The following is a 25,197-nucleotide window of genomic DNA, read 5'->3' on the forward strand; positions in this document are numbered from 1 at the left end:
CGTCCGTTCCTCGCGCGCCTGTCGATCATCGACTGGCTGTTCGCCCTGGCACTCGTGGTCGGCGCGGGCTATGCGTTCGTGCACTACAACGAGCACATGAATTACTACGACAAGGCAGTGATGATCGGCACCGTGCCGGCACTTGTCGTACTCGGCTGGCGCTGGAAGCCCGCGCGGCTGCTGATGGCGACGATCGCCGTGCTGTCGCTGCTGTCGATCCAGATCTACCAGGGCGATCTGGCGCGCGCCGATTCGGCGTTCTTCCTCAAGTACTTCCTGTCGAGCCAGTCGGCGATCCTGTGGATGAGCGCGCTGTTCGTGCTCGCGACGCTCTTCTACTGGATCGGCTTGCTCGCGCGCTCGGAATCGGGCGCCGCGATCGGTCAGAAGCTCACGTGGGTCGCGGTGCTGATGGGCTTCACCGGGCTGATGGTGCGCTGGTACGAGTCCTACCTGATCGGCGCCGACGTCGGGCATATCCCCGTGTCGAACCTGTATGAAGTGTTCGTGCTGTTCAGCCTGATCACCGCGCTGCTCTACCTGTATTACGAAGGGCATTACGGCACGCGTGCGCTCGGCGCATTCGTGCTGCTGGTCATCAGCGCGGCCGTCGGTTTCCTGATGTGGTACTCGGTCGCGCGCGACGCGCAGCAGATCCAGCCGCTCGTGCCAGCGCTGCAGAGCTGGTGGATGAAGATCCACGTGCCGGCGAATTTCATCGGCTACGGCAGCTTCGCGCTGTCGGCGATGGTGTCGGTCGCGTACCTGATGAAGGAGCGTGGTGTGCTGGCCGATCGCCTGCCGACGCTCGAGGTGCTCGACGACGTGATGTACAAGTCGATCGCGGTCGGTTTCGCGTTCTTCACGATCGCGACGATCCTTGGCGCACTGTGGGCCGCCGAAGCATGGGGCGGCTACTGGAGCTGGGACCCGAAGGAAACCTGGGCGCTGATCGTGTGGCTCAACTACGCGGCCTGGCTGCACATGCGCCTGATGAAGAGCCTGCGCGGCGCGGCTGCCGCGTGGTGGGCGCTCACCGGCCTGCTCGTGACGACGTTCGCGTTCCTCGGCGTCAACATGTTCCTGTCCGGGCTGCACAGCTACGGGCAACTCTGAAGCACGCGCGGCGTTTCCTACCATGTTCTACCCATGCACTTCGGCGAGCATTACTACTATGAGCCGCGCGCGTGCCGGGCCAGAATGTCCCGACGAGCATCGCTGCATTCCGGGTGTGACGTAGGAGGAGCTGCCATGAGACGCGTCTATTTTCTATTGCCGACGGCGCAATGCGCGCGGTCGATCGTGGGTGAGCTGCTGTCGCTGCGCATCGAGTGGCGACATATCCATTGCCTCGCGAATCACGATGTCATGCGCGACGGCTTGCCGGGAGCCACGCTGTTGCAACGCAGCGACCTGCTGCCGTCGCTCGCGCGCGGTACCGCAGTCGGCTTTGCGACCGGCACGCTGCTGGGGCTGCTCGTCCTGGTGTTCCCGCCCGCGGGATTGCCGATCGGCGGCGGCGTCGTCGTGGCGATCACGCTGTTCGGCGCGGCCTTCGGTGCATGGGTGTCGACGATGATCGGCATCGACGTGCCGAGCACGCGCCTGAAGCGTTTCGAGGACGGCATCGAGCATGGCGAACTGCTGATGATGATCGACGTGCCGACCGATCGCGTTCACGAGATCGAAGACGCGATCAAGCTTCGCCATACCGAAGCGCATCTCCAGGGAGAAGATCCGACCATCCCGGCATTTCCGTGAGCCGTCGGCGGATCGAAAGCTGCCTTGATACGCGTTGCCGGACGTCATCGTTTCATGACGCCGGGTAACGCGTCGTGCACGCGATGCCGGCGGCGTCGCCGCGTGCAGGCCGCCGCGTGTCTCAACTCGCGGCGCGAAGGCGCTTGTAGCGCGCGAGCACGCGCGGCACGTATTCGCGCGTCTGCGGCAGCGACGGGATGCGATACCCGGCCCGGATCACCGCGTTCTCTCCGGCGTTGTACGCAGCAAGCGTGAGTTCGACGTTCTCCTTGAACAGGTCGAGCAGGAAGCGCAGGTACCGTGCGCCGGTCAGCACGTTGTCACGCGGATCGAACATGTCGCCGCCCGAGAAGCGCCGCGCCGTTTCCGGCATCAACTGCATGAGCCCGAGCGCACCTTTGCCCGATACCGCCTTCGGGTTGTATCCCGATTCGACGTCGATGACCGCGCGAAGCAGTTCGGGCGGAACATTGAATGCCTGACTCGCCTCGGCAATCACGTCCGCGAACGACGACGGCGCGGCAGCCGGCTTCGCCGTGCCATGCTTCGTCGCGGATTCGGCCGGCCGGGCGGCCGCGACGATCACTTTCAGATTGGCCGTGCCGGGCTCGTTGGTCAGGACGATGACGCCATTGTTCGACACCGTGCCGAATATCTGCGCGTGGGCGGCGCACGACCATGCCGACGCGATTCCCACGCATGCGGCAACGATGGCTTGTTTCAATCCGGATGAAGGTTGGCGGTGCATCTTTCAGGTCTCCTGCCTCTGCATTGTCGTGGCCGGGCCATCGCATCGACAATGGGGCACCCTCCTACACTTCGATACCCGAAACGACGCCCGCAGGCAACGCTGCAAGTCTGTTACCGAAGTATTCGTCGGTAACGAGCCGTAATCGATCGAAGTTGACGATCCTTACGCCGAGCAGTTGTTTTCTGCTCAAGGCAATCGTTGCGGTAGAAGAAATGTTTTTGCGCGCGACAAAAGCGATCGGAAACTCCGCCATCCGTAGTCGCACGGATGCAAAGAAAAACGTCGAAACGATTCAACTCTGAAACACATCCTGCTGCTGCGCGACGTTTCCGCTGCGGAATGCGTGGCGCGAGTGCCTAGCGCGGCGCGGTGGCGCGATCCTTGCTGTGTCGACAGGCGTGGCCAGTCGCGCGCGGGAGAGCGGCCACCGGACCGGACAAGGGGAAGCATTGACGAAATGCGTCCGGCGCCGTGCAACGAGACCTCGATGTCCAGCACGGTACAAGCGCGTGAATCCTTGGGGGAAAGTCGTGAATACTAAATATCGCGTGATCATTGCGGAGGATCACGATCTGCTGAGAAACGGGCTCCGGTCGATGCTTTGCGCGCAAGGCGATTACGATGTCGTCGGCGAAGCGCGGGACGGCAAGGAAGCATGCCATCAGGCAATGACGCTCGCGCCCGATCTGATCCTGATGGATCTGTCGATGCGCGGGATGAACGGCATCGATGCGAGCGCGACGATCAAACGTAGAACGCCGACCATCCGGATCGTCGTGCTCACGGTGCACCAGAGCGAGGAATACGTGCGCGAGGCGTTGCGCGCGGGCGTCGATGGCTACGTGCTCAAGGACGTTTCGTTTGACGAATTGCTGCTCGCGATGCGCATGGTCATGCAGGGAAAGAAGCACCTGAGTGCCGACGTGTACGGCTACATGGTCGACTCGTTCGTGACCGGTCGCGACATGCCTGCGCCGAAAAAGGCCTGGGACATCCTGACCGCGCGCGAACGCAGCGTGCTGAAGCTGATCGCGGAAGGGCGTACCAACCGGCAGGTCGGTCAGTACCTGAACCTGAGCCCGAAGACGATCGAGAAGTATCGGGCGAGCATGATGCACAAGCTCCATCTTGCGAATCTGACGGAACTGGTGCTCGTCGCGATGAACATGGGGCTGTTGACCACACTCGCGGCGAAATGCGCGGAGCCGAACGCGGACGACGTGGCGTCGCACCCGGTAGCCGACGCAGGGACGGTGGCAGACGCCGTCGTGCGGCTGGACGACTATCCGGCGGGTGGCGCGAAGCGCTGAGCGCAGCTGCACGTCAGAGCGGCCAGGTTGCCGAGACGCGCGTACCCGTCGTGGCGGACGAGCGGATCTCAAACGTGCCGCCGTGCGACTCGATGCGGTGCTGCATGCCGATCAGTCCGAGCCCCGCCGCGCGCGCGTCGTCCGTCGAGAGCGGGCTACGCTCGTAGCCGACGCCGTTGTCGTCGATCGTCAGCAGCAGGCCGCCCACATCGTGTTGCAGGCCGAGCACGATTTCGGTGGCCTGTGCGTGCTTGACGATGTTGTGGAGCGCCTCCTGCGCGACTCTGAACATGTCCGCCTTCAGATGATCCGGTATGTCGTCGTCGTCGACGTCGCAGTTGAACTCGACCGACAGCTGATCCGCGTCGCGCTCGATGCGCCGGCACAGCGACGCGAGCGCGGCCGGCAGTCCGAGCTTGTCGAGCATCGGCGGCCTCAGTTCGCCGCAGATCTGGCGTACTTCGCCGATCGTCTCGCGGATCCGCAACACGGCGTCGTCGAGCAGATTCGTTGCGTCGGCGATGTCGCCGCGGCGAATCCGCATGAGCGCGTCCTCATTCATGAGCTTGATGAGCGTCAGCGCCTGGCCGAGCCCGTCGTGCAATTCCGCGGCCAGCCGATGTCGTTCCTTCTGCTGGCCAATCAGCAGATACGTGTCGCGGGCATGCACGCCCGCATCGTTTGCGGCGGCGCCGCGCCGTTCGGGTTCGGGCGTCGGCGGCTCTTCGAACAGCGTCAGCGACAGGCGTGTGCCGGGAAGCACCTGCTGATGTACGACGAATTGCGCGGGATGGCCGCTTCGCCCGCTGAGCATCGCCGCGAACGAATGTTGCTGTCGGTCGACGCTCCTGGACAGTTCTTGCGCCAGTTCGACGTGGGTATCCTCGGGCGCCAGTTCGCACAGGTGCAGGCGGACGAGCTCGGCGGGCGTATATCCGAACAGCGCCGCGGCGCTGCGATTGGCCGATACGAAGGTTCCGTCGTCGGCGAGAATGGCAAGCGCCGCGCCGCGTGCATCGGTGACGATACCGGTGCGGCGATCGTCCGGACGCACCGCACTGCGCAGCTTGCGCATCGCATCGATCAGATCGAGCAGCCTGATCCGTGGTCCTTCGGGCTGGCGGTCAATCATGGTAGCTCCCGATGCTCAATTTTCAGGAAACCGTAAGGTTTCCGTCATTCTAGGACGTGACTGAGCCCGTCTGCAACATGGGGATTGCGCGTGTATGGCATAGGGACATACCTGCCGCATGCAGCGGGGCATTCCCGCCAAGCGGGCATGTCCTACCGGCCTTTGGGGGGCGTCATCCCATGACGCTCGCGATCAAATTCATGACACTGCAGTGGCGGGGCACGGAATTGTCCGCTGCCTGGGCTCGTGTCAGGGAGGCCGGTATGAACAGGATCGCCAGATCGACGATGGGCGCATTCGTGGTCGCTGGCGTCGCGCTTGCCGCGACGCCAGCGTGGTGTGCGCCCGATGGCAGCGTGCTCGAGAACGCCGGCGGCGTGGCCGCCGAAAACGCAGCAGCGAACGCGAACGTCACGGAGAACGCCGCGTCGGATGGCGTCAATAGTCTGATGGGACACGACATGCAAAACGGTGTCGAACATCCCGCCATGGACGCCGCCGACAGCGCCGCGACGCACGCCGCGGCGCAGGCGGCCGAGCCTGCTACCGAGTCCGTGATGCAGCCCGCCACCGAGCAAGCGACGGAGCCCGCCCCCGAGCCCGTGATGCAGCCCGCCGCGGAGCACGCGACGGAACCCTCGACCGAGCCCGCGATGCAGCCCGCCGTGGAGCACGCGACGGAACCCTCGACCGAGCCCGCGATGCAGCCCGCCGTGGAGCAAGCGACGGAACCCGCTAACGAGCCGGCGATGCAGCCCGCCGCGGAGCAGGCGACGGAGCCCGCTGCCGAGCCCGCGATGCAGCCGGCTACGGAGCCTGCCACGGAGCCCGCCACCGGAAGCCCCGCGGCGCCCGTGCCGGCGGCACCCGCCGGGAATGCGGCGGACAAGGCCGAAGCACACATGACAGAGGGCGCGACCACAGCCGCCGGCATGCACATGCATCACGCCGTCATGCCGGGCACCGTGCACACGATGGTCCAGTACACGGTGCCGTCGGTCCAGCTCGTGCGCGACGACGGTCAGGCCGTCTCGCTGGCCAAGGAACTCGACGACGGCCGGCCGGTGATCCTGACGTTCATCTATACCAGTTGCACGACCATCTGCCCGATGATCAGCCAGACGCTCGAGCAATTGCAGGGCGAACTCGGCGCCGACCGCGACAAGGTGCACATCGTGTCGATCTCGATCGATCCGGAGGCGGACACGCCGGAGCGCCTCAGGACCTACGCGGCGCGCTTCGGCGCCGGCCCCGAATGGCAGCACTACACCGGCACGGTCGATGCGAGCGTCGCGGCGCAGCGCGCGTTCAACGTGTATCGCGGCGACAAGATGAACCACACGCCGGTGACGTTCGTGCGGGCCGCGCCGGGCCAGCCGTGGCTGCGTATCGACGGCTTCGCGACGCCGACCGAGCTGCTCGCCGCCTATCGCGACGTCGTCGCGTCCAACTAGGTGCCACGTCTCTGAGAAGGAGCGTCGAAATTGGACAACAAGCACCGTGTGCTGATCGTCGAGGATCAGCATCTGTTGCGAGTCGGCCTGAGTCACCTGGTTTCGGAGCTGGCCGACTACTGCATCGTCGGCGCGGCGAGCGGCGGGGTCGAGGCCTGCCGTCTCGCCGAGAAAACGCGGCCCGACCTGATCCTGATGGATCTGTCCATGCCGGGCGGCAGCGGCTTCGACGCGATCGCGACGATCAAGCGCGACGTGCCGCATGCGCGGATCATCGTCCTCACGGTTCATCGCAGCGAAGACAACGTGAGAGAAGCGTTTGCCGCCGGCGCGGACGGCTACGTGGTCAAGGATTCGCCGTTCGCTGACCTGGTTCGCGAGATGGGTTTCGTGATGCAGGGCAAGTGCGTGGTCAGCCTCGATGCGTATCGGGCCCGCGCCGGCCTGCACGGGCTGCACGACACCAACGCGCACCGGGCGCGATTGTGGAACGCGCTGACGAATCGCGAGCGCACGGTGTTGCGGCTCGTCGTCGAGGGGCACACGAGCCGGCAGGTCGGCGAGTGCCTGAAGGTCAGTCCGAAAACGGTGGACAAGCACCGTGCCAATCTCATGCGCAAGCTTGGCGTCGCGAATCTGACCGGTCTCGTTCACTTCGCGATCGACGTCGGTGTGCTCACGCTGAACGACGACGACCGTGTGTGAACACCCTCCATTGGGGCAGGGCCCAACAGGGGGGGATCTACCCATGGGGATGGACGGCACTCCCTACTTCTGACCCGTACCGACGTGAACAAGAATGCAATCAGCGGCATCGGCAATGCCGACGCCGCGGGTCGATACAGGGAGGAAGCCGTGAGCCACGAATCGTTCTCGATCCCGGCCGGCGTGTCGGGCCAGCGGCAGCGTGACGGACGACACGTGTGCCGCGCGTGCGCGAGTCGCGGCTTCACGCTGCTCGAGCTGCTTGTCGTGATGGTCATCATCGGGTTGCTGGCAGGGCTCGTGGCGCCACGGTATTTCGAACAGGTCGGCAAGTCGAACGTGAAGATCGCGCGGGCGCAGATCGTGTCGCTCGGCCAGGCGCTGGATCAATACCGGCTCGACGTCGGTGCCTATCCGACCACCGAGGAGGGGCTGGATGCGCTCGTGAACAAGCCGCAAAACGCATCGCGGTGGAGTGGTCCCTATCTGCAGAAAGCCGTTCCGGTGGACCCGTGGGAGCGGCCCTATCAGTACCGTTCGCCGGGCGAGCACGGCGACTACGACCTGTTTTCGCTCGGCAAGGACGGACGCGGCAGCGGTACCGGCGAGAACGTGACGATCTCGTCGTGGTAGGGGCAGCATGGCTGCGGTCGCTGCGCATATCGTGAGCAGTCCGCAAGGAGAGTCGACGTGAAATTCGTGCTGCGTGTATTCGATACGAGCGGCTCGGTGCAGACGCTTCGCATCGACAGCGACTCGCCGGCGAGCGCGGCATCGCTCGCGCGCGCGCGGGGCCTTCGCGTCGTATCGGTCAGCACGGACGCCGGGCGGCAGCGGCGCGGCGCGAACCGGTTCGGGATACCGGGCGCGCGGTTCGACGTCGACATGTTCGCGCGCGAGTTGGCGGCGCTGCTCGATGCGGGTGTCGGCCTCGTCGACGCATTGCGCACGCTTGGCGGCAACGCGCGGCGCGAAGCGTCCGCACAGGTGTGTCGCGACCTGCTGCGGCAGCTCGAGGAAGGACAGTCGCTGTCGGCGGCGCTCGAGCACGCGAGCCCGATCTTTCCGCCGGTACTGGTGGCGTGCGTGAAGGCGAGCGAGCAGACCGGCGGCCTGGCCGACAGCCTGACGCGCTATTCGCACAATAGCGCGACGCTGCGCGAGTTGCGCGCGCGGGTCGTGTCGGCGGCGATCTACCCGACGGTGCTGCTGTTCGTCGGTGCGGCCGTCGTGCTGTTCCTGCTCGGCTTCGTGGTGCCGCGCTTCGCGACGCTGCTCGAACACAGCGGGCGCGAACTGCCGCTGATGTCGCGGCTGCTGATGGCGTGGGGCAGCATGGTGCATGCGCACGGCCCCGAGCTGACGGGCTGCCTCGCGGTCCTGGCGGTGGCCACCGGTGTCGCACTGCGGCGTCCGGCACTGCGCATCTGGCTCGCCGATCGTCTGCTTGCGCTGCCCGGTATCGGGCAACACTTCCGCGTGTTTCGCCAGTCGCAGTTCTATCGCACGACGGCGATGCTGGTCGACGGCGGCATTCCCGCCATCCGCGCGTTCGACCTCGCGCGCGGCCTGGTCGGCCGCGCGGACCAGGCCGCGCTTGCGGGCGCGCTGCAGCAGGTCCGCAATGGCGCGAAGATTTCCGATGCGTTCCAGCAGGCCGGCCTTGCGAACGCGATCGGCTACCGCCTGTTGACGGTGGCCGAAAAGACCGGCGGGCTCGGGCCCGTCCTCGACCGGATCGCCGCGTTTCAGGAAGCACAGGTGTCGCGCACGATCGACCTGATTTCGAGACTGATCGAGCCTGCAATGATGATCGTGATCGGCGTGGTGATCGGCGGAATCGTCGTGTTGATGTACATGCCGATCTTCGAGATCGCGTCGAGCATTCAGTAGGCCGTCCTGGAGACGCGCGTGGACACCGTTACTTCCTCCCCCGACCACCATCCCGACCCGGATGCCGAACTGCGTGACCTGCTTCGCACGCTCGGCGAACGGCACGGTTCCGGCATTCGCGCACTCGAGGCGTTGACGGCGCAGACGGCGCTGGGCGCGGACGAGATGCGCGAGCGGCTCGCCTCGCAGTTCCGGATGAAGCCGATCGGGATACGCGAGCTGAACCGCCTGGAGCCGGATTTCGAGCTGGTGCCGTTCGTCGAGGCGACGGCGCGCCTCTGCGTGTGCCTGCGCGATCCCGAGCGCGGCGCGCTGCTGTTCGCGATCGCCGATCCGCTCGATGCCCGCACGCGCGGCTGGGTCGAACACCGGATGCGTGCGCATCCGGCGCTGCCGTACGGCTGGGCGCTCGCGAGCGCGGGCGACCTGGGTGCCTATCTCGCCGTGCGCGAGAAGGACATCCGCGCGATGGATTCGCTCGCGTTCGACGATCCGATCCAGAGTGCGCCCGATCCGGCGTCGCTCGCGTTGACGCTGCAGGGCATCAGCAGCGACGACAGCCCGGTGGTGCGCCTGCTCAATTCGACGATCTACGACGCGCTCAAGATGCTGGCGAGCGACATTCACCTCGAATGCCGCGCGAACGGATTGATGATCAAGTGCCGGGTCGACGGCGTGCTGACGGTGGTGGGGCGCGTGGAGGGCCGCGACGTCGCGGACCAGGTGCTGTCGCGCGTGAAGGTGATTTCCGAGCTCGATATCGCGGAGCGCCGCATTCCGCAGGACGGGCGCTTCAAGGCGATGTACGCCGGACGCGAGATCGATTTTCGCGTGTCGATCATGCCGAACCAGTTCGGCGAGGACGCGGTGTTGCGGATTCTCGACCGCTACCAGCTGTCCCAGTCCGCAGGCGGCCTGACGCTCGAGGCGCTGGGATTCCAGCCCGGCGATACGCGCTTCATGAGGTCGATCGCGTCGATGCCGTACGGGATGCTGCTCGTCACGGGCCCGACCGGCAGCGGCAAGACCACGACGCTTTACGCGATCCTCACTGAAATCAACAACGGACTCGAGAAGATCGTGACCATCGAGGATCCGGTCGAGTACCAACTGGGTGAGATCCTGCAGATTCCGGTCAACGAGGCAAAGGGCCTGACGTTCGCGCGCGGATTGCGCTCGATCCTGCGGCACGACCCGGACAAGATCATGGTCGGCGAAATCCGCGATCCCGAAACCGCGCAGATTGCCGTGCAGGCCGCACTGACCGGCCACCAGGTGTTCACCACCGTGCACGCGAACAACGTGTTCGACGTGATCGGCCGGTTCACGAACATGGAGGTCGATCCGTACAGCTTCGTGTCGGCGCTCAACGGCGTGATCGCGCAGCGGCTGCTGCGTCAGTGCTGCCCGGACTGCCTCGCCGAGGACACGGCGGACCCGGATGCGCTCGCCCGCTCGGGCATCGACCCGGACACGGCCGGCAGCTACCTGTTTCGCCGCGGTACCGGGTGTGCGATGTGCCGCGGCAGCGGCTATCGCGGCCGGCGTGCGATCGCGGAGGCATTGCGCATGAACGACGAACTGCGGCAACTGCTGTCGGAGCGCGCGCCGCTCGGGCATATCAAGGCGGCGGCGCTGCGCTACGGCATGACGACGTTGCGGGCGTCGGCGATCGACCTGGTGAGGCGGGGCGAAACGACGCTCGAGGAGATCAATCGTGTCACCATGGTCGAATAATCCGCTTGCGATCGGCGTCGGAACGCGCGAGATCGTCGTCGGCATCCGCCCGCCCGCACTGTGGCGGCCGGGCCGGCGCGGGTTCGTCGCCGATCCGCTGAGCGTCGTCATTCCCGACGAATGCTTCGGGATCGAGACGGCGGTGCTCGATGCGCTGCGTGCCGCGCTTGCCGCGACGCCCGGTAGCGACGGTGGCGCGAAGCGGCCGCAAGCGCGCGGCGCGCACATCGTGCTCGACGATTTCTGGTGTTGCCACGCGATCCTGCGCGGCGACTTCCGCGCGCTGCACGCACGCGAACTCGAGGAAATCGCGCTCGCGCATTTCTCTGACACGTATGGGGTCGCCACCGAGTCGCTGGTCACGCGCTTCTGCGTGCGGCAGGGCGGCCGTGCGCTCTTTGCCAGTGCGCTGCCGCGCACGCTGTACGACGGCATTCACGAGACGGGCGCAGCCGGCGATGTCCGCATCCGCTGCCTGCGCGCAGGGCTTCCGGAGACGCTGAATCGGGTCGCGGTGAAGATCGACGGCGATGCAATGCTGCTCGTCGTTGGCGAAGCGTTGCTGCAGGCGGTCATGATCGAGCGTGGCGAGTGGGCCGCGTACGATGCGCAGCGCCTCTTTCCGGGCGAGTCCGGCGATGCGTCGCGGCTTGCCGAACTCGCCGAGCAACTGTTCGAGCGCTCGGCGACGCGCTCGGGCCTGAAGCGCGACGACTGCCACGTCTATCTGTCCGGCGTCGACACGGACGCCGCGCCGTTCGAGGCACGCTTTGCCGCGGCCGTCCTGCCGGACCGCGCGGCGCTCGATGGTTCGCCTGCGCGCCGGTTGCTGGAGTACGCGTCATGATCCGCACGCTCGACATCGATTTTTGCCGGCGCCGCGCCCGGATCGGCACGAGCGGCGCGATCCTGCTCGGCGTCGCCGTGTTGGTGTGGGGCGTGTGCGCCGTCCGGCTCTGGCACGCGTATGCGGAAAACGATCGCGTCAGGGAGAGCCTGGCGGTCGTCCAGCATCGCACGTTTGCGCAGCAACACGTCACGAAGCCGCCGCCGACCGCGGCCGCCCGGCTGGCGGAAAAGCAGAGCCAGGCCGTGCTGCGCGAATTGACCGTGCCGTGGCAGACGCTCTTCTCGATCGTCGAGGACTATCCGGGCCATGACGTCGCACTGATCGGCATCGACCAGAACCCGTCACAGGGCCAGATTCGCATCACGGCCGAAGCGAAGGACCCGGACGCGATGATCGCGTACCTGAAGTACTTGCAGACGAGCGTCGTGCTGCGCGAGGCGACGCTCAACGGTCATCTCGTCGAGGACAACGTGGCGGGCAAGCCGGTGCGTTTCCAGATCACGGCCGTCTGGAGGAAATCATGAAAGCCGATCGTTTGGCGGACCGCCTGCTCACGCTTCGCTTCGAGTGGCGACGCGCATTCGGTCTGCCGGGGCTCGCCGGGATGCTGATGCTCGGCGCCGCAGCCATCACGTATGCGGCGATCGCGAGCGTGGAGTCCGACACGCGCGAGATGCAGGCGCCAGCCGGTGTGGTGCGGGCCGCACGCAGCCATCGTCCGGCCGACACACCCGGCGCGGCGGCGGACGCGACGACGCTCGATACGTTGCCGGGGCTCTTTCCGCGTTTTTCGCAAAGCGCGGACGACATCGCGTCGATCTTCGAGCAGGCGCGCGACAGCCATCTGACGCTCGGGTCCGCCGAGTATCAGGTGACGACCGAGCCGGGTGCGCGCTTCGCGCGCTACCAGGTGCTGCTGCCCGTGAAGGATGAATACGGCGCGATCCGGCATTTTCTCGCATCGGTGCTGAATAACGTGCCGAACGCGGCGCTGCAGGAAATCCACGTCGAGCGTCCGGCCGTGGGCAGCAGCATGCTCGACGCGCGGGTGCGTTTCGAGCTCGTCTATCGGAGCGCCCAGCCATGATCTCCGCCGTCATGAAGCCCGCTGCGCGCCATCGACTCGTACTCGCGCTGGGATGCCTCGTCGTCGCCGGCACCGGATATCGCGTGCTGGTGGCGGCGATGCAGCAGCCGGCGCCGGCGGCTGCAAGCGTCGTCGTCCATCGCGATGGTGCGCGCGCGGCACCCGCGCCGGCACGCGCGCGTGTCGCGGCTGCCGCTCATGCCGCGGCGCCTGCGCCCGCGTCGCATGATGCGGCGGCGACCCCGCGGGAAAAGCTCGCCGCGTTGCGTGCGCCCGTGTCCGTCGAAGCGGCACACGATCCCTTCACGGCGTCGTCATGGCTGCCGCCTCCGCCCGTCGTGCCGCCGCCGCCCGAAACGCGTCCGGCGCCGCCGACCGCGCCGCCGGTGCCGTTCGTCTATCTCGGCCAACAGGATGCCAAGTCAGCGAAGCCTCACGTGTTTCTCGGCAACGGAGATCAGTTGCTGATCGTTTCTCCGGGCGACGTGATCGACAGCCAGTATCGCGTCGACTCGGTGTCCGAGTCGAACGTGGTGATCACCTATCTGCCGCTGAACCAGACCCAGATGGTGCCCATTCCAGTGGAAGGAAAGTAAATGGAAACCATACATACACGGGGTGCGCGCCGCAATGGGGACGGCGGCCGGTCGACACGCCTTTGCTCCGCCCCCCCGGCCGATGCGCGACCGGCGCCGGCGAGCCGGTGCGCGACGAAACGCGCGCTGGCGATCGCCGTGGCGCTGCTCGCATGCGGCGGCTGTGCGCATGTGCCGAACCTTCACGACGATCCGACCAACGCGCAGGTGAAGATCGACGCATTGCACGACCGCAACGAAGCAGTCGACGAGCTGCTCGACAACGCGGAGGCGTTTCGCCAGAAGAACGAGTTCGACGACGCGGCGCGCTCCGTCTACATGGCGAAGCAACTCGATCCGACCAGCGAGCGCGCGCGCCGGATCGGCACGATGATCGAGCAGGACCGCAAGCATCTTGCGATCCTGCAGGAAGCGGACCGCATGATGAAGCGCGGTTCGTACGCGCAGGCAGCCGAACGCGTGCATCGCGTGCTGGTCGAGGATCCGGCCAATACGATGGCGACGCGGATGCAGGCGGAGCTCGACGAAAAGCGCCGCCAGCAACACGCGGAGCGCGACGACAAGCTCGCGGCGTCATCGATCATGCGCACGCCGGTGTCGCTGCAATTCCGCGACGCGAACGTGCGGATGGTGTTCGAGGCGTTGTCGCGGACCTCCGGGCTGAACGTCATTTTCGATCGCGACGTGCGCGCAGACCTGAAGACGACGATCTTCGTGCAGAACGCGTCGTTGCAGGACACGGTCGACATGATCCTGTTGCAGAACCAGCTCGACAAGAAGCAGATGAACGCGAACACGCTGTTCATCTATCCGGCGACGCCGGCCAAGGAGCTCGAATACCAGGAGCTCAAGGTGCGTACGTTCCAGTTGTCGAACGTCGACGCGAAGCAGATCCAGTCGCTGCTGAAGAGCCTGTTGAAGGTGAAGGAGGCCGTGATCGACGAGCGCGCGAACACGGTGACGATCCGCGGCACGCCTGACATGATCAAGGTCGCCGACGAGATGATTGCCGCCCAGGACTTGCCGCAGCCGGAGGTGATGCTCGAGGTCGAGGTGCTGGAGGTATCGCATGACCGGATGTCGCAGCTGGGTATCAACTGGCCCAACTCGTTTACGGTGTCGACGCCGAGCTCGGCCGATACATGGGGGGTGCTGCACCATCTGCCGATCAATGCGCTGAACGTCAGCAGCCTGTCGGCCACCGCGGACTTCAAGCTGACCGATACCGACGCGAATCTGCTCGCGAGTCCGCGCATCCGCGCGCGCAACAAGGAGAAGGCGCGCATCATGATCGGCGACAAGGTGCCGGTGATTTCCAGCTCGAGCACGCCGAGCACCAGTGGCCCGTCGTTTACGCAGATGATCCAGTACCTCGACGTGGGCATCAAGCTCGAGGTCGAGCCGGAGGTCTATCGCGACGGCGACGTCGGCATCAAGCTGAATCTTGAAGTCAGCAACATCACCAACACGATCTCGAGCGGCAACTCGCAGGGGCTGAGCTCGCTCGCGTATCAGATCGGTACGCGCAGCGCGTCGACCAGCCTGCGGCTGCGGGACGGCGAAACGCAGATCATGGGTGGCCTGATTTCGGACGAGGACCGCCGCAACGCGAACAAGGTGCCGGGTCTCGGCCAGTTGCCGGTGCTCGGCCGCCTGTTCTCGGATCACGGCGGCGATCACAAGAAGACCGAGATCGTGCTGCAGATCACGCCGCATATCGTTCGGCCGCAAGTTGCGGCGGATGCGGACACGCAGGAAGTGTGGTCGGGCACCGACGTCAACGTGCACGCAGATCAGCTGCGGCTCGACCCGGTCGCGCTGAACGCGGAGGCGCCCGCGGCGCCGCGGGCGAGGGCCGTTCCAGGCAGCGTGGGGGGCGGGACCTCGGGCCGTGCGGCGCCGGCACCATTGGAGGCCGCGACGAACCGTGCGCAGCCGTCGCCGGAGAGCGGCGCGTTCGGACAGATGCCGGCCGCACCACGCACGACGCCGCCGCCCGAACCGTACGGCGGGCGGTTCTCGAGGCCGCAGCCGGCATTGCCCGCGCCGGCCGCCGGGTCCGCCGCGGCGGAGCAGCCGGCTGGCGGCGCGACGCAGGCGGCCGCGCCGACGGGCAATGAAGTGGCGCCCGCAGCGGGCACCACCGTGACGCCGGTTGCGTCGCCGGCACCGGCCGAGCCGGCTGCCGCGGCGGCCGCCGCGCCGGCGGCGCCACCCCCGACGCTGCAGATGCCGGCGGGCGATATCCCGAGCGAAAACCCGCTTCGCCCGGTCGGGAAGTGAGCCGTGGCCGCCCGCAACGCAGCGACGCGCGTCGGCCGCATCGGCCGGCGCGGCTTCACGTTGATCGAGATGGTCATCACGCTCGCGCTCGTGTCGATCCTCGCGCTCGCGATCATGCCGTTCTCCGAACTGATCGTGCAGCGTCAGAAGGAACAGGAGCTGAGCGCCGCGTTGCGTGAGATCCGCACTGCGCTCGATGCGTACAAGGACGCGTGCGATGCGGGGCAGATCGAGAAGGAGGCGGAAGCGTCCGGCTATCCGCCGTCGCTGACCGTGCTTGTGACGGGCGTGAAGAACGCCCGCGACCCGAAGGGCGGCCTGGTGATGTTCCTGCGCCGGGTGCCGCGCGATCCGTTCTTCACCGGCGATCCCGATACGCCGGCCGAGGACACCTGGGACGTGCGCGCGTACGGCACGCCGCCGGACCCGGCGGCCGACGCGGCCCCCGCCGGCATGGAGGCCGGCAAGGACGTGTTCGACGTGACCTCGAAATCCGCCCGCGTCGGCATCAACGGCATTCCGTACAAACAATGGTGACGGTTCATCATGAAACCCGCTCGCATGCGCAGGATCCGCGGCTTTACGCTGATCGAAATCGTGGTCGTGATGGCCATCATCGGGCTGCTTCTGACGTTGGCCGTGCCGCGCTACATGCACAGCATCGAGCGCGGCAAGGAACAGGTGCGGCGGCAGAACCTCGCGGTGATGCGCAGTGCGATCGACCAGTATTACGGTGACAACGGGCAATACCCCGAGACGCTCGACGAACTGGTCGCGAAGCACTATTTGCGTGCGGTGCCGGTCGATCCGGTGAATGGCGACGACAAATGGGCGACGATCGCGTCGCCGGACGAGACCCAGCAGGGCGTCTACGACGTGGGGCCCGCGAGCAGTGCGCAAGGCGCGCCGCCGGCTGTGGCGGGACCGGCGGGCGCGGGCGGAGCGGCGAAATGAGCCGGTCCGGCCGGGCCGCGCGCGGGATCGCACGGATGCATGCCCGCCTGCGCGGCGGGCGGCAGCGCGGGCTCGTGCTGCTCGCGCTGCTGATCGCGCTGATGCTGATGTCGATCGCGCTGGCCGGCGCGCTCGATGTCTGGTCGCTGCAGCGGCGCCGCGAACAGGAGCGGCAATTGCTGTTCGTCGGCGACCAGTACCGGAGGTCCATTGTCGGGTACTACCGTCTCGCGCGCGCGTACCCGCAAACGGTCGACGACCTGCTGGACGATACCCGCTTCGCGAAGCCCATGCATCATCTGCGCCGCGCGTATCCGGATCCGGTCAGCGGCAAGAACGACTGGTCGTTCCTGTGGCGGGCCGACCGGTTCTACGGCGTATCCAGCAGCTCGGACGGCGCGACGATCAAGCGCGCGGGATTCCCGCAGCGCTATCTGGACTTCGAGGGCGTCGAAACCTATCGGCAATGGAAGTTCCTGTACCTCGCACCGGGGCTGGCCGCGCCGGTCGACGCAGCGTCGGCGGCCGTGCCGGCGCGGCCGGCCAGTGCGCCGAGCCTGTCCGGGTTTCCGGGCGGCTCGCTGCCCGGACAGCTGCCGGGCGGCCTGCATTGACGCGTGTTCGGCAACGCGCGACGCCGACCGCGCGCAAAAAAAGGCGCGACGCCCGCCATGGGCATCGCGCATAAACCGGCGTGGAGCGCCGACGAATGAAACGTGACGAAGAAGCGAGGCGCAGCGCGCCCCGATGGACCGGTCAGGCCTTCGCGAGCTTGATGCTGGTCGGCTCGGCCGTCAGGTAGCCGACGCTTGCGCCGAAGCGGTCCTTGAAGTTCGCGCGCACGAGCGGATCGAGCGTCGGCTTGACCTTGTCGTGCAGCGGCGACTCCCAGTCGCCCGCGTGCTGGAAGTTGCTCATGATGTAGGTCCAGCCGTTGATCTCGTCGACCGCGTGCAGGCCCGTCGATTCGGCACCGGCCGGGCACGACAGCACGCGCGTGAGCGCTTTCGTGTCGACGTTGTACGCCCACAGGAAGTTGTTCACGTGCATGCCCGAGTCTTCGCCGATGAAGAGCGTGCGCAGCTTCTCGGAGAACTTCAGGTTGTCGGGGTTCGCGATCTTGTCCGGGTTCGCGAGGTTGCCGAGCGCATCGGCCGCGGCGAGGTCCTCGCCGACGAGCGCGGCCGGTGCGCCCATGTCGACCGGCACCCACTCGCTGTCGATCGCGCCGCCCGACGTGTCGCGCTGGCCGGCCTTCAGGTTCAGCGCGTAGACGGCGCCCGCGGCGATCTTCTTGTCCACCGCGACGTCGCGCGACACCGCATTGCCCTTGACCATCGACGTCTCGATCCGCGACATCGCCGTGTAGACGATCTTGTCCTTCGCGTCGACCGTCGTGCCTTCGAGCTTCGTGAACGCCATGCTGCCGCCGATCAGCGCCGCATAGCGGTGCGTCTCGAGGAACGCGGCCGCCTTTTCCATCCCGGGCTTCACGCGCATCCAGTTGAACTTGCCGCCGAAGTGGATCTTCGTGTAGCTCGCGTCGTTCGGGTCGGTCGTCGTCAGGTCCATGATGTCCGACGCCTTCAGCGTGTTCGCGAGCGTCTCGATCTCGTTGCTCGTCGCGTGGCCGATCTTGAGCCACGTGAGCGTCGCGCTGCCTGCGCCGGCCGACGACGTCTGCGTCCACTTCGCGACGAACAGCGTGCCGGCCGACAGGTCGGCGGCCTTGTCGGCGACGAACATGAACAGGCCGCCGTTGGTGGCGTCGTCACCCATCATCACGGTGCGCTGGTCCGGCATCACCTGGATCAGCTCGTGCGAGATGCGGCCGAGGCAGTAGTGCTTCTTCACCGTGCCCGTGCCGTCCGGGTTCACCGTGATCTCCGGCAGGTGGCCGTAGTGGTAGGGGTTCGCCTTCGTCTCGTCGCCGAACGTGTTCTTGCTGAATGCCTTGAACTGCGCGTCGGTCGCGGCCTTCGTCGCGTCCGGCTCGTATTCCTCGCTCGACAGGTGCGTGCCCCACGGCGACAGGCTCGCGCCGCAGGTGATCCACAGGCCGTGCGCCTTCGACGTGTCGACGTTGTGGTACTTGACGACCTTCAGCGCGCCGCTCGCCGGATCCTGGTCGAGCGTGAGCACCGCGATCGGCGACGGCAGCTGGCCGTACTGCGACGCGCTCGCCTGGTCGCGCGTCGTGTATTCGAACTGCACGACCGCGAACACCGTGTTGCCCTTCACGCCGGCCACGTTCGCGTTCTTCAGCGCCAGCAGCGAGCTGCCGTCCGGGCAGTCGGAATAGAACTGGCGCTCCTTGCCGGCCACCGAGCGGTCGATGATCGGCTGGTTGTTGATGTCGTAGTAGCCGCCCGCGAGCGTCGTGCCGCCCTTGCCGTCCGGCACCAGGTCGCCCGTCACGAAGAACGGCCGGTACGCGAGCTTGAAGTTGCGCGACGAGCCGTCGGAGAACGACACCGCCAGCGTGGAGCCGACCGTCGTCGTGGCCATCGCGGCCGCGTTGTCGAGCGTGGGCGCGGCCATCGCCGAGAACGCCGCCGACGTGAATGCGGCGGCGGCAGGCGTTGCCGCCGGATTGTCGTCGCCGCCGCAGCCCGTCAGCAGTGCCGGCAGCGCGAGGCCGGAGAGCGGCAGCATGGGCGCGCCGGCGAGAATCTTCAGGGCTTGACGACGGGAAGCATTGGGCAACGCGGGCATGTGGAGTCCAGTTTCGGTAGTTGGAAGAATGGCCTTCGCGAAGCAGGTGATATGCAAGCTTCGCGAAGGCGCATTGAAAACTGGACGGAAGTGTAGGGACGCTAGATGAAAGTTTTTTGAATTGAAAACGTAATGATGCGTCAGGCATCCGTCAGGTGTGCTGCCGGACGCCCGTCGCAGGATCGATCGTGCCAGGTCGTGTTCAGTCGCGTTCGGGCGTCGCCGAGATGCGATGGATCGACAGGTCGGCGCCGTCGAATTCGGCTTCGCGATCGAGGCGCAGGCCGACGGTCGCCTTCAGCGCGCCGTACACGAGCGCGCCGCCCGCGGTGGCGATCACGATGCCGCCGAGCGTGCCGATGAGCTGCGACATGAACGACACGCCGCCAAGGCCGCCGAGCGCGGGCACGCCGAACACCCCGGCCGCGAGGCCGCCGAGCGCGCCGCACATGCCGTGCAGCGGCCACACGCCGAGCACGTCGTCGATGCGCCACTTGTTCTGCACGCAGGTGAACATCGCGACGAACAGCGCGCCGGCCGCGGCACCCGTGACGAGCGCGCCGATCGGGTGCATCACGTCGGAACCCGCGCAGACTGCGACGAGGCCTGCGAGCGGGCCGTTGTACGTGAAGCCTGGATCGTTGCGGCCCGCCATCCACGCGGCGAGCGTGCCGCCGACCATCGCCATCAGCGAGTTCACGGCGACGAGGCCGCTGATCTTGTCGAGGGTCTGCGCGCTCATCACGTTGAAGCCGAACCAGCCGACCGCCAGCACCCACGCGCCGAGTGCGAGGAACGGGATGTTCGACGGCGGATGCGCGGCGATCCGGCCGTCCTTCGCATAGCGGCCGTGGCGCGCGCCGAGCAGCAGCACGGCCGGCAGCGCGACCCAGCCGCCGAATGCGTGCACGACGACCGAGCCCGCGAAATCGTGGAACGGCGCGCCGAATGCATGCGTGAGCCAGTCCTGCACGCCGAAGCGGTCGTTCCATGCGATCCCTTCGAAGAACGGATAGATGAAGCCGACGATGATCAGCGTCGCGACCAGCTGCGGGTTGAATTTCGCGCGTTCCGCGATGCCGCCGGACACGATCGCCGGGATCGCCGCCGCGAACGTCAGCAGGAAGAAGAAGCGCACCAGTGCGTAGCCGCTGTGCTGCGACAGCGTGCCGATGTCGTCGAAGAACTCGACGCCGTACGCGATCGTGTAGCCAATGAAGAAGTACGCGAGCGTCGACACCGAGAAGTCGACCAGGATCTTCACGAGCGCGTTGACCTGGTTCTTCTTGCGGACCGTGCCGAGTTCGAGGAATGCAAAGCCCGCGTGCATCGCGAGCACCATGACGGCGCCGATCAACAGGAACAGTGTATCGACGCCGGATTTCAGACCATCCATGCCGTGGCTTCCTTGCGCAAAAATCGGGCAAGGAATGCAAGTATCGAGCCAACTTGGGGAGCGATTGCGTGGAATTGGTGCGGAGGGCCGTGCGGTGCGGCATTTCGGTGAAACGTGCACGGTTGCGGGGCGAGCCGTGCGCGGCCGGGGTGTTGCAGCCGGTGCACGCGCGTGGTGCGAAGCGTGCGGGACTGGTGCGTGCGATGCGCGGCGTGGTGCGCCGCGATGCACCGGTCTGGCGCGTCAGCGGCGCGCGAACAGCATGCGCGGCCGGCGCAGCCGCAGCGCGCACGCCGACCAGTACGTGGCGACGGTCGCGAGCCCGAGCGCGGCGAACGCGAGCGCCGCGAAGCCCGCAAGCGACTGGCCGTCGCCGTCGGCGCCGAGGATGCCTTGCGCGACGATCAGCGCGGCCGTCCAGAAGCCGATCACCGCCTGGGCGAGCAGGCGCGCGCACGCGACACGGCGCGGGCGCCCGGCCGCGCGCAGGCGCGATGCGGACGGTGAGCGCAGACACAGGAACAGGGTGGTGCCGAGCACGGCGGCCAGCGCGATGAACCAGTCGATGAGGAAAGCCATGAATAAACGGGAAGCGGGTGGAGCGGATTGAATCCTGTCCACTTTAGTGTCGCCGCGCCTGCGATTGAATCAGACGAATCCGAAATTGAAAGGCATCTTTAATCGCGAGTCGTCAGTGGCCAGGTTCCGCAGGCGGTATCATCGACGTCGGTCCAACCATTCAGGCCGTGCGACGCGCGGCCGGAGATTGCTGATGAAGATGAAGACTTGGCGGGCACGTCGCGTGCCCGCGGCCGTGCTGGCGGCCGCGACCGTCGGTGCGGTGCTGTTGCTCGCGGGCTGCGAGAAATCCGGCGCGCCGGCCACGCAACCCGATACCGCCGCGAGCGCGGCTGCCGACGCCGCGAGCAATGCGGCCAAGGCGCTCGACCAGGTGGCGAGCACCGTCAACCAGCAGATCAATGCTGCGAAGGCCGGCATCGCGACGGCGGCATCGGCCGTGCCGCCGCTGTCCGCGAGCGGTCTCGCGTCCGCCGCGCAGGCGCAGATCGATGCGGCCGCATCCGCGGTGGTCGCGCATGCGGCGTCCGAAGCCGGCGCGAAGATCTCGGAGGCCGGCAAGAAGCTCCAGCAGTGGAGCCAGCAGAATGCCGCCGGCGCGAAGCCCGCCAGCGGCGAGTGACGGCGCGCTTGCGCAATCCGCTAAATGTAATTATAGTAGTTACACATTGTCGCCGGCCGCGGTTCGGGCCGGCGTCGCCGAGTGAGTGAGGAATGAATACCAGCAGCCGGTTCGCGTTTGCCGTTCACGTGCTTGCCTTGCTGTCGATGCAGGAGGGCGTGCCGCTGTCGTCCGACATCATCGCGGGCAGCGTGAACACGAATCCGGCGCTGATCCGCCGGCTGCTGTCGATGCTGGCGGCCGCGGGGCTGACCACGTCGCAGCTCGGCGCGGGCGGCGGCGCACTGCTTGCGCGGGAGCCCGGCGAGATTACGCTGCTCGACGTGTATCGCGCGGTCGACGATGCGCAGCTGTTCGCGCTGCACCGCGAGGCGCCGAATCCGGCGTGCCTCGTCGGGCGACACATCCAGGGCGTGCTGATCGACTATATCGGCGATGCGCAGCGCGCGATGGAAGCGTCGCTTGCCACGCGCACGCTCGCCGACGTCACGGCGGACGTGCTCGAATCGGAGCACCGCAGCCGGCCGGCGGGAAGCGCGGGCGCGTGAGCGCAGGCAACGGATGACGCAGGGCAGGAGGCCGGGCGGCGCGCAGGCGCGGCGACCGGCACGACGGAGTTCGGCTCCGTTTTTTTTCGGTCTTATATGTAATTGAAGTAGTTACTTTTATTTGTGGAGAATCGACATGACGCAACCTACCTTGAACATCGCACTCTTCGGCGCCACCGGCATGATCGGCTCGCGCATCGCCGTGGAAGCCGCGCGCCGCGGCCATCGCGTGACGGCGCTGTCGCGCCATCCCGGCACGGCTGACGACGGCATCACCGCGAAGGCGGCCGACCTGTTCGACGCGGCCAGCATCGCGGCCGCGCTGCCGGGTCACGATGTCGTCGCCAGCGCGTACGGCCCGAAGCAGGACGATACCGCGAAGGTCGTCGCGGCGGCGAAGGCGCTGGTGGCCGGCGCGCGTCAGGCCGGCGTGAAGCGGCTCGTCGTCGTGGGCGGCGCCGGTTCGCTCGAAGTCGCGCCGGGCAAGCAGCTCGTCGACACCGAAGGTTTCCCGGACGCGTACAAGGCGGTCGCGCTTGCGCACCGCGATGCGCTCGGCTATCTGGAAACGGTCGAGGATCTCGACTGGACGTTCTTCGCACCGGCCGCACTGATCGCGCCGGGCGAGCGCACGGGCACGTTCCGCACCGGCGTCGGCAAGCTGATCGCGGATGCGCAGGGCAACAGCAAGATCTCGGTGGAAGACTACGCGGTCGCGTTCGTCGACGCGCTCGAGCAACACAGCTTTGTGCGCGAGGTCGCGACGGTCGCGTATTGAGCGACATCACGGCCGGCGGCGCGCCAGCGCGGGCATTTGCCGCGCGCGGCGCCCGGGGCGTGACGGGCAGTGACTTCAGGCGATTCCACCTCGACGGGCGGAATCGCCTGTTTCGTCTGGTGTGCGAATTTCCGCCATGCCGACGCGAGCGGGATCGTGTGCGTTGCGGAAGTTTCCATGACTGATTGGTATTTATCCCGGTCGACGCCGGGCGGCGCTTTCCATATTGTTCCCCGTCATGCAGGATGTATAGAAAAAATTTCTATCCACGAGGGACTGGGTAAATGGATGCCATCGATCGCAAGCTGCTGGAGTTGTTGCAGGCAGACGCCACATTGCCGATCGCGGAGCTCGCGCAGCGCGTGAACCTGTCGCAGACGCCGTGCTGGAAGCGCGTGCAGCGGCTCAAGGAAACCGGCGCGATCCGCGCTCAGGTCGCACTGTGCGATCCGCGCAAGCTTGGCGTCGGCACGACCGTGTTCGTCGCGATCCGCACGAACCAGCACACCGAGGAATGGGCGCAGCGCTTCACCCAGGCGGTGCGCGACATGCCGGAAGTCGTCGAGGTGTACCGGATGAGCGGCGAGACCGACTATCTGCTGCGGGTCGTGGTGGCCGGCATCGACGATTACGATCGCGTGTACAAGCAACTGATCCGTGCGGTGCCGCTGTTCGACGTGAGTTCGTCGTTCGCGATGGAGCAGATCAAGTATTCGACCGCGCTGCCGGTGCGCGATCTGGCCGAGCCGGCGTAGCGCGGGACGGCGGCGGACCGCGTCGGTGCATCGCTGAGCATCCGCCACCGGCGCTTGCCGCCGGCGCTCGTTCAGCGGCCGCGCGCCAGTGCGCGCGCACGTTCGTCCGCCAGCGCGTCGCGGCGCACGAACTCCGCGACGAACGGGCTGGCCGGATGGTGATGCAGCGCGTAAGGCGTGTCCCATTGCGCGAGCTGGCCGTCCTTCATCACGCCGATCCGGTCGGCGATCGCGAACGCTTCCGCCTGGTTGTGCGTGACGAGGATCGCGGTGTGACCGGTACGCTTCAGGATGTCGCGCAATTCGAATGCGAGCCGCTCGCGCGTATCGACGTCGAGATTCGAGAACGGCTCGTCGAGCAGCAGCAGCTCCGGCGACGGCGCGAGCGCGCGGGCGAGCGCGACGCGCTGCTGCTGGCCGCCCGACAGTTCGTGCGGATAGGCGCCGCCAGAATCGGCGAGGCCGACGAGTTCGAGCAGGTCCGCGATGCGGGTGCGGCGTTCGGCCTTCGGCATGCGCCGCAGCCCGAACGCGACGTTGTCGGCCGCGCTCAGGTGCGGGAACAGCGCATAGTCCTGGAACATCATCCCGATGCGCCGCCGCTCGGGCGGCACGTCGAGCGACGGCGCCGCGACGGGCGAGCCGTCCAGCACGATGCGCCCCGTGCGCACGGGCTCGAAGCCCGCGATCGCGCGCAGCACGGTGGTCTTGCCGCAGCCGGACGCGCCGAGCAGGCAGCCGATGTCGCCGCGCGGCAGCGCGAGGCTCAGCCCGTCGACCACCGTGCGGCGGCCGTGCGGCGTGTCGTAGGCGACGCAGAGGTTGTCGAGTTCGAGCAGGTTCACGGTGTCAGGCTCCGATCTTGTGACGGGTGCGGGCGAGCAGGATCACGGGCACGAGCCCGGCCAGCACGATCGCGAGCGCGGCGACCGCGCCTTCCTCGTAGGTGCCGCGCGCGGCTTCCGCATACAGCCAGGTCGCGAGCGTGTCGAAATTCAGCGGGCGCAGCAGCAGCGTCGCCGGCAGCTCCTTCATCGCGTCGACGAACACCAGCAGCGCGCTCGTCGTGAGCGCGGGCCGCAGCAGCGGCAGGTGCACGCGGCGCAGCGTGCCGCCGGCCGTCTCGCCGAGCGAGCGTGCCGCTTGCTCGAGCGACGGCGGAATGCGCGCGAGGCCGGCCTCGATGCTGCCGGCCGAGATCGCGAGAAAGCGCACGGTGTACGCGATCACGAGCGCGGCCGCCGACCCCATCAGCAGCAGTCCGTCGCGGCCGAGCGCCGCGCCGAGCAGC

Annotated in this window: 27 protein-coding genes; 20 read left to right on the forward strand and 7 right to left on the reverse strand. The window is 67.1% G+C overall.

Features of this window, described 5'->3' with window-relative positions; genetic code table 11:
- Together ccsB and PI86_RS13420 are read left to right on the forward strand one after the other, a co-directional pair.
- Positions 1-1,116 (forward strand): c-type cytochrome biogenesis protein CcsB (gene ccsB, locus PI86_RS13415; protein WP_052319451.1); only part of this gene is annotated, 1,116 nt, incomplete at its 5' end.
- A gap of 135 nt (positions 1,117-1,251) precedes the next feature.
- Positions 1,252-1,761 (forward strand): hypothetical protein, encoded by a 510-nt coding sequence (locus PI86_RS13420; RefSeq protein ID WP_039323238.1) that lies wholly within the window; start codon positions 1,252-1,254, stop codon positions 1,759-1,761.
- 121 nt (positions 1,762-1,882) lie between these two features.
- On the opposite strand, the gene PI86_RS13425 is transcribed toward PI86_RS13420, so the two are convergent.
- A complete protein-coding gene (locus PI86_RS13425) occupies positions 1,883-2,509 on the reverse strand; it encodes a lytic transglycosylase domain-containing protein (protein WP_039323241.1) in 627 nt (208 codons plus the stop codon).
- A 533-nt stretch (positions 2,510-3,042) separates the two neighbouring features.
- On the opposite strand from PI86_RS13425, the gene PI86_RS13430 reads away from it, so the two are divergent.
- Complete coding sequence (locus PI86_RS13430) at positions 3,043-3,822, forward strand: response regulator (protein WP_039323301.1); 780 nt, start codon at positions 3,043-3,045, stop codon at positions 3,820-3,822.
- Between the two features lie 13 nt (positions 3,823-3,835).
- Here PI86_RS13430 and PI86_RS13435 read toward each other — a convergent pair whose 3' ends face one another.
- Positions 3,836-4,954, reverse strand: a complete 1,119-nt coding sequence (locus tag PI86_RS13435; RefSeq protein WP_039323243.1) for a PAS domain-containing sensor histidine kinase — start codon at positions 4,952-4,954, stop codon at positions 3,836-3,838.
- A gap of 797 nt (positions 4,955-5,751) precedes the next feature.
- Between PI86_RS13435 and PI86_RS17775 the strand changes: the two genes are divergently transcribed.
- The 13 genes from PI86_RS17775 to PI86_RS13500 all read left to right on the forward strand — a co-directional run bounded on the left by PI86_RS17775 (position 5,752) and on the right by PI86_RS13500 (position 17,127).
- Positions 5,752-6,408 carry an SCO family protein gene (locus tag PI86_RS17775; protein WP_235362765.1) on the forward strand — a complete coding sequence of 219 codons (657 nt, stop codon included), beginning with the start codon at positions 5,752-5,754 and terminating at the stop codon, positions 6,406-6,408.
- 30 nt (positions 6,409-6,438) lie between these two features.
- The gene (locus PI86_RS13445) at positions 6,439-7,113 is read left to right on the forward strand and encodes a response regulator (RefSeq protein ID WP_039323249.1); all 675 of its coding nucleotides are present in this window, start codon (positions 6,439-6,441) and stop codon (positions 7,111-7,113) included.
- Between the two features lie 183 nt (positions 7,114-7,296).
- Positions 7,297-7,746, forward strand: coding sequence for a type II secretion system major pseudopilin GspG (gene gspG, locus PI86_RS13450; protein ID WP_039323303.1), 450 nt, complete (start codon positions 7,297-7,299; stop codon positions 7,744-7,746).
- 57 nt (positions 7,747-7,803) lie between these two features.
- Positions 7,804-9,006 carry a type II secretion system F family protein gene (locus PI86_RS13455; RefSeq protein WP_039323252.1) on the forward strand — a complete coding sequence of 401 codons (1,203 nt, stop codon included), beginning with the start codon at positions 7,804-7,806 and terminating at the stop codon, positions 9,004-9,006.
- An 18-nt stretch (positions 9,007-9,024) separates the two neighbouring features.
- The gene (locus tag PI86_RS13460; RefSeq protein ID WP_039323255.1) at positions 9,025-10,743 is read left to right on the forward strand and encodes a GspE/PulE family protein; all 1,719 of its coding nucleotides are present in this window, start codon (positions 9,025-9,027) and stop codon (positions 10,741-10,743) included.
- A complete protein-coding gene (locus PI86_RS13465; RefSeq protein WP_039323258.1) occupies positions 10,724-11,590 on the forward strand; it encodes a hypothetical protein in 867 nt (288 codons plus the stop codon). The genes PI86_RS13460 and PI86_RS13465 overlap by 20 nt, the downstream gene beginning before the upstream one ends.
- A complete protein-coding gene (locus PI86_RS13470) occupies positions 11,587-12,117 on the forward strand; it encodes a membrane protein (protein ID WP_039323261.1) in 531 nt (176 codons plus the stop codon). The genes PI86_RS13465 and PI86_RS13470 overlap by 4 nt, the downstream gene beginning before the upstream one ends.
- Positions 12,114-12,680 carry a hypothetical protein gene (locus tag PI86_RS13475; RefSeq protein WP_039323264.1) on the forward strand — a complete coding sequence of 189 codons (567 nt, stop codon included), beginning with the start codon at positions 12,114-12,116 and terminating at the stop codon, positions 12,678-12,680. Before PI86_RS13470 ends, PI86_RS13475 begins: the two co-directional genes overlap by 4 nt.
- Entirely contained in the window at positions 12,677-13,276 is a 600-nt protein-coding gene (locus tag PI86_RS13480; RefSeq protein WP_039323267.1) for a hypothetical protein, read from the forward strand. The genes PI86_RS13475 and PI86_RS13480 overlap by 4 nt, the downstream gene beginning before the upstream one ends.
- Entirely contained in the window at positions 13,277-15,559 is a 2,283-nt protein-coding gene (locus tag PI86_RS13485; RefSeq protein ID WP_039323270.1) for a type IV pilus secretin PilQ, read from the forward strand.
- Between the two features lie 3 nt (positions 15,560-15,562).
- Positions 15,563-16,096 (forward strand): type II secretion system protein, encoded by a 534-nt coding sequence (locus PI86_RS13490; RefSeq protein WP_039323273.1) that lies wholly within the window; start codon positions 15,563-15,565, stop codon positions 16,094-16,096.
- A 9-nt stretch (positions 16,097-16,105) separates the two neighbouring features.
- Positions 16,106-16,513, forward strand: coding sequence for a type II secretion system protein (locus tag PI86_RS13495; RefSeq protein WP_039323275.1), 408 nt, complete (start codon positions 16,106-16,108; stop codon positions 16,511-16,513).
- A complete protein-coding gene (locus PI86_RS13500) occupies positions 16,510-17,127 on the forward strand; it encodes a hypothetical protein (RefSeq protein WP_082012236.1) in 618 nt (205 codons plus the stop codon). Before PI86_RS13495 ends, PI86_RS13500 begins: the two co-directional genes overlap by 4 nt.
- 142 nt (positions 17,128-17,269) lie before the next feature.
- Here PI86_RS13500 and PI86_RS13505 read toward each other — a convergent pair whose 3' ends face one another.
- The 3 genes from PI86_RS13505 to PI86_RS13515 all read right to left on the reverse strand — a co-directional run bounded on the left by PI86_RS13505 (position 17,270) and on the right by PI86_RS13515 (position 21,203).
- Entirely contained in the window at positions 17,270-19,228 is a 1,959-nt protein-coding gene (locus PI86_RS13505) for a PhoX family protein (RefSeq protein ID WP_039323278.1), read from the reverse strand.
- A 202-nt stretch (positions 19,229-19,430) separates the two neighbouring features.
- On the reverse strand, positions 19,431-20,624 hold the full coding sequence (locus PI86_RS13510; RefSeq protein WP_039323281.1) for an ammonium transporter: 1,194 nt from the start codon (positions 20,622-20,624) through the stop codon (positions 19,431-19,433).
- A 243-nt stretch (positions 20,625-20,867) separates the two neighbouring features.
- Positions 20,868-21,203 carry a hypothetical protein gene (locus PI86_RS13515; protein WP_039323285.1) on the reverse strand — a complete coding sequence of 112 codons (336 nt, stop codon included), beginning with the start codon at positions 21,201-21,203 and terminating at the stop codon, positions 20,868-20,870.
- A 193-nt stretch (positions 21,204-21,396) separates the two neighbouring features.
- Here PI86_RS13515 and PI86_RS13520 point away from each other — a divergent pair, with 193 nt between their 5' ends.
- The 4 genes from PI86_RS13520 (at position 21,397) to PI86_RS13535 (ending at position 23,906) form a co-directional block, all read left to right on the forward strand.
- Positions 21,397-21,825, forward strand: coding sequence for a hypothetical protein (locus tag PI86_RS13520; RefSeq protein WP_039323288.1), 429 nt, complete (start codon positions 21,397-21,399; stop codon positions 21,823-21,825).
- A gap of 92 nt (positions 21,826-21,917) precedes the next feature.
- Positions 21,918-22,373, forward strand: a complete 456-nt coding sequence (locus PI86_RS13525; protein WP_014897552.1) for an Rrf2 family transcriptional regulator — start codon at positions 21,918-21,920, stop codon at positions 22,371-22,373.
- Positions 22,374-22,509: 136 nt separating this feature from the next.
- The gene (locus PI86_RS13530; protein ID WP_039323292.1) at positions 22,510-23,151 is read left to right on the forward strand and encodes an NAD(P)-dependent oxidoreductase; all 642 of its coding nucleotides are present in this window, start codon (positions 22,510-22,512) and stop codon (positions 23,149-23,151) included.
- Positions 23,152-23,435: 284 nt separating this feature from the next.
- Positions 23,436-23,906, forward strand: coding sequence for an Lrp/AsnC family transcriptional regulator (locus PI86_RS13535; protein ID WP_011351482.1), 471 nt, complete (start codon positions 23,436-23,438; stop codon positions 23,904-23,906).
- Between the two features lie 71 nt (positions 23,907-23,977).
- Here the strand turns inward: PI86_RS13535 and PI86_RS13540 are convergent, their stop codons facing one another.
- Together PI86_RS13540 and PI86_RS13545 are read right to left on the reverse strand one after the other, a co-directional pair.
- Positions 23,978-24,751 carry an ABC transporter ATP-binding protein gene (locus PI86_RS13540; protein WP_039323295.1) on the reverse strand — a complete coding sequence of 258 codons (774 nt, stop codon included), beginning with the start codon at positions 24,749-24,751 and terminating at the stop codon, positions 23,978-23,980.
- Between the two features lie 4 nt (positions 24,752-24,755).
- On the reverse strand, positions 24,756-25,197 hold a 442-nt coding region (locus PI86_RS13545; protein ID WP_039323297.1), incomplete at its 5' end, for an ABC transporter permease.

Source organism: Burkholderia sp. A9, from assembly GCF_000801975.1.

Excerpts from the sequence above, each read along its gene's own strand:
- PI86_RS13495 (WP_039323275.1), top strand. The coding sequence starts at position 16,106 with ATGAAACCCGCTCGCATGCGCAGGATCCGCGGCTTTACGCTGATCGAA.
- PI86_RS13475 (WP_039323264.1), top strand. The coding sequence starts at position 12,114 with ATGAAAGCCGATCGTTTGGCGGACCGCCTGCTCACGCTTCGCTTCGAG.
- PI86_RS13520 (WP_039323288.1), top strand. The coding sequence starts at position 21,397 with ATGAAGATGAAGACTTGGCGGGCACGTCGCGTGCCCGCGGCCGTGCTG.
- PI86_RS13480 (WP_039323267.1), top strand. The coding sequence starts at position 12,677 with ATGATCTCCGCCGTCATGAAGCCCGCTGCGCGCCATCGACTCGTACTC.
- PI86_RS13435 (WP_039323243.1), bottom strand. The coding sequence starts at position 4,954 with ATGATTGACCGCCAGCCCGAAGGACCACGGATCAGGCTGCTCGATCTG.
- PI86_RS13525 (WP_014897552.1), top strand. The coding sequence starts at position 21,918 with ATGAATACCAGCAGCCGGTTCGCGTTTGCCGTTCACGTGCTTGCCTTG.
- PI86_RS17775 (WP_235362765.1), top strand. The coding sequence starts at position 5,752 with ATGCAGCCGGCTACGGAGCCTGCCACGGAGCCCGCCACCGGAAGCCCC.
- PI86_RS13510 (WP_039323281.1), bottom strand. The coding sequence starts at position 20,624 with ATGGATGGTCTGAAATCCGGCGTCGATACACTGTTCCTGTTGATCGGC.
- PI86_RS13505 (WP_039323278.1), bottom strand. The coding sequence starts at position 19,228 with ATGCCCGCGTTGCCCAATGCTTCCCGTCGTCAAGCCCTGAAGATTCTC.
- PI86_RS13470 (WP_039323261.1), top strand. The coding sequence starts at position 11,587 with ATGATCCGCACGCTCGACATCGATTTTTGCCGGCGCCGCGCCCGGATC.
- PI86_RS13425 (WP_039323241.1), bottom strand. The coding sequence starts at position 2,509 with ATGCACCGCCAACCTTCATCCGGATTGAAACAAGCCATCGTTGCCGCA.
- PI86_RS13535 (WP_011351482.1), top strand. The coding sequence starts at position 23,436 with ATGGATGCCATCGATCGCAAGCTGCTGGAGTTGTTGCAGGCAGACGCC.
- PI86_RS13420 (WP_039323238.1), top strand. The coding sequence starts at position 1,252 with ATGAGACGCGTCTATTTTCTATTGCCGACGGCGCAATGCGCGCGGTCG.
- PI86_RS13530 (WP_039323292.1), top strand. The coding sequence starts at position 22,510 with ATGACGCAACCTACCTTGAACATCGCACTCTTCGGCGCCACCGGCATG.
- PI86_RS13500 (WP_082012236.1), top strand. The coding sequence starts at position 16,510 with ATGAGCCGGTCCGGCCGGGCCGCGCGCGGGATCGCACGGATGCATGCC.
- PI86_RS13485 (WP_039323270.1), top strand. The coding sequence starts at position 13,277 with ATGGAAACCATACATACACGGGGTGCGCGCCGCAATGGGGACGGCGGC.
- PI86_RS13515 (WP_039323285.1), bottom strand. The coding sequence starts at position 21,203 with ATGGCTTTCCTCATCGACTGGTTCATCGCGCTGGCCGCCGTGCTCGGC.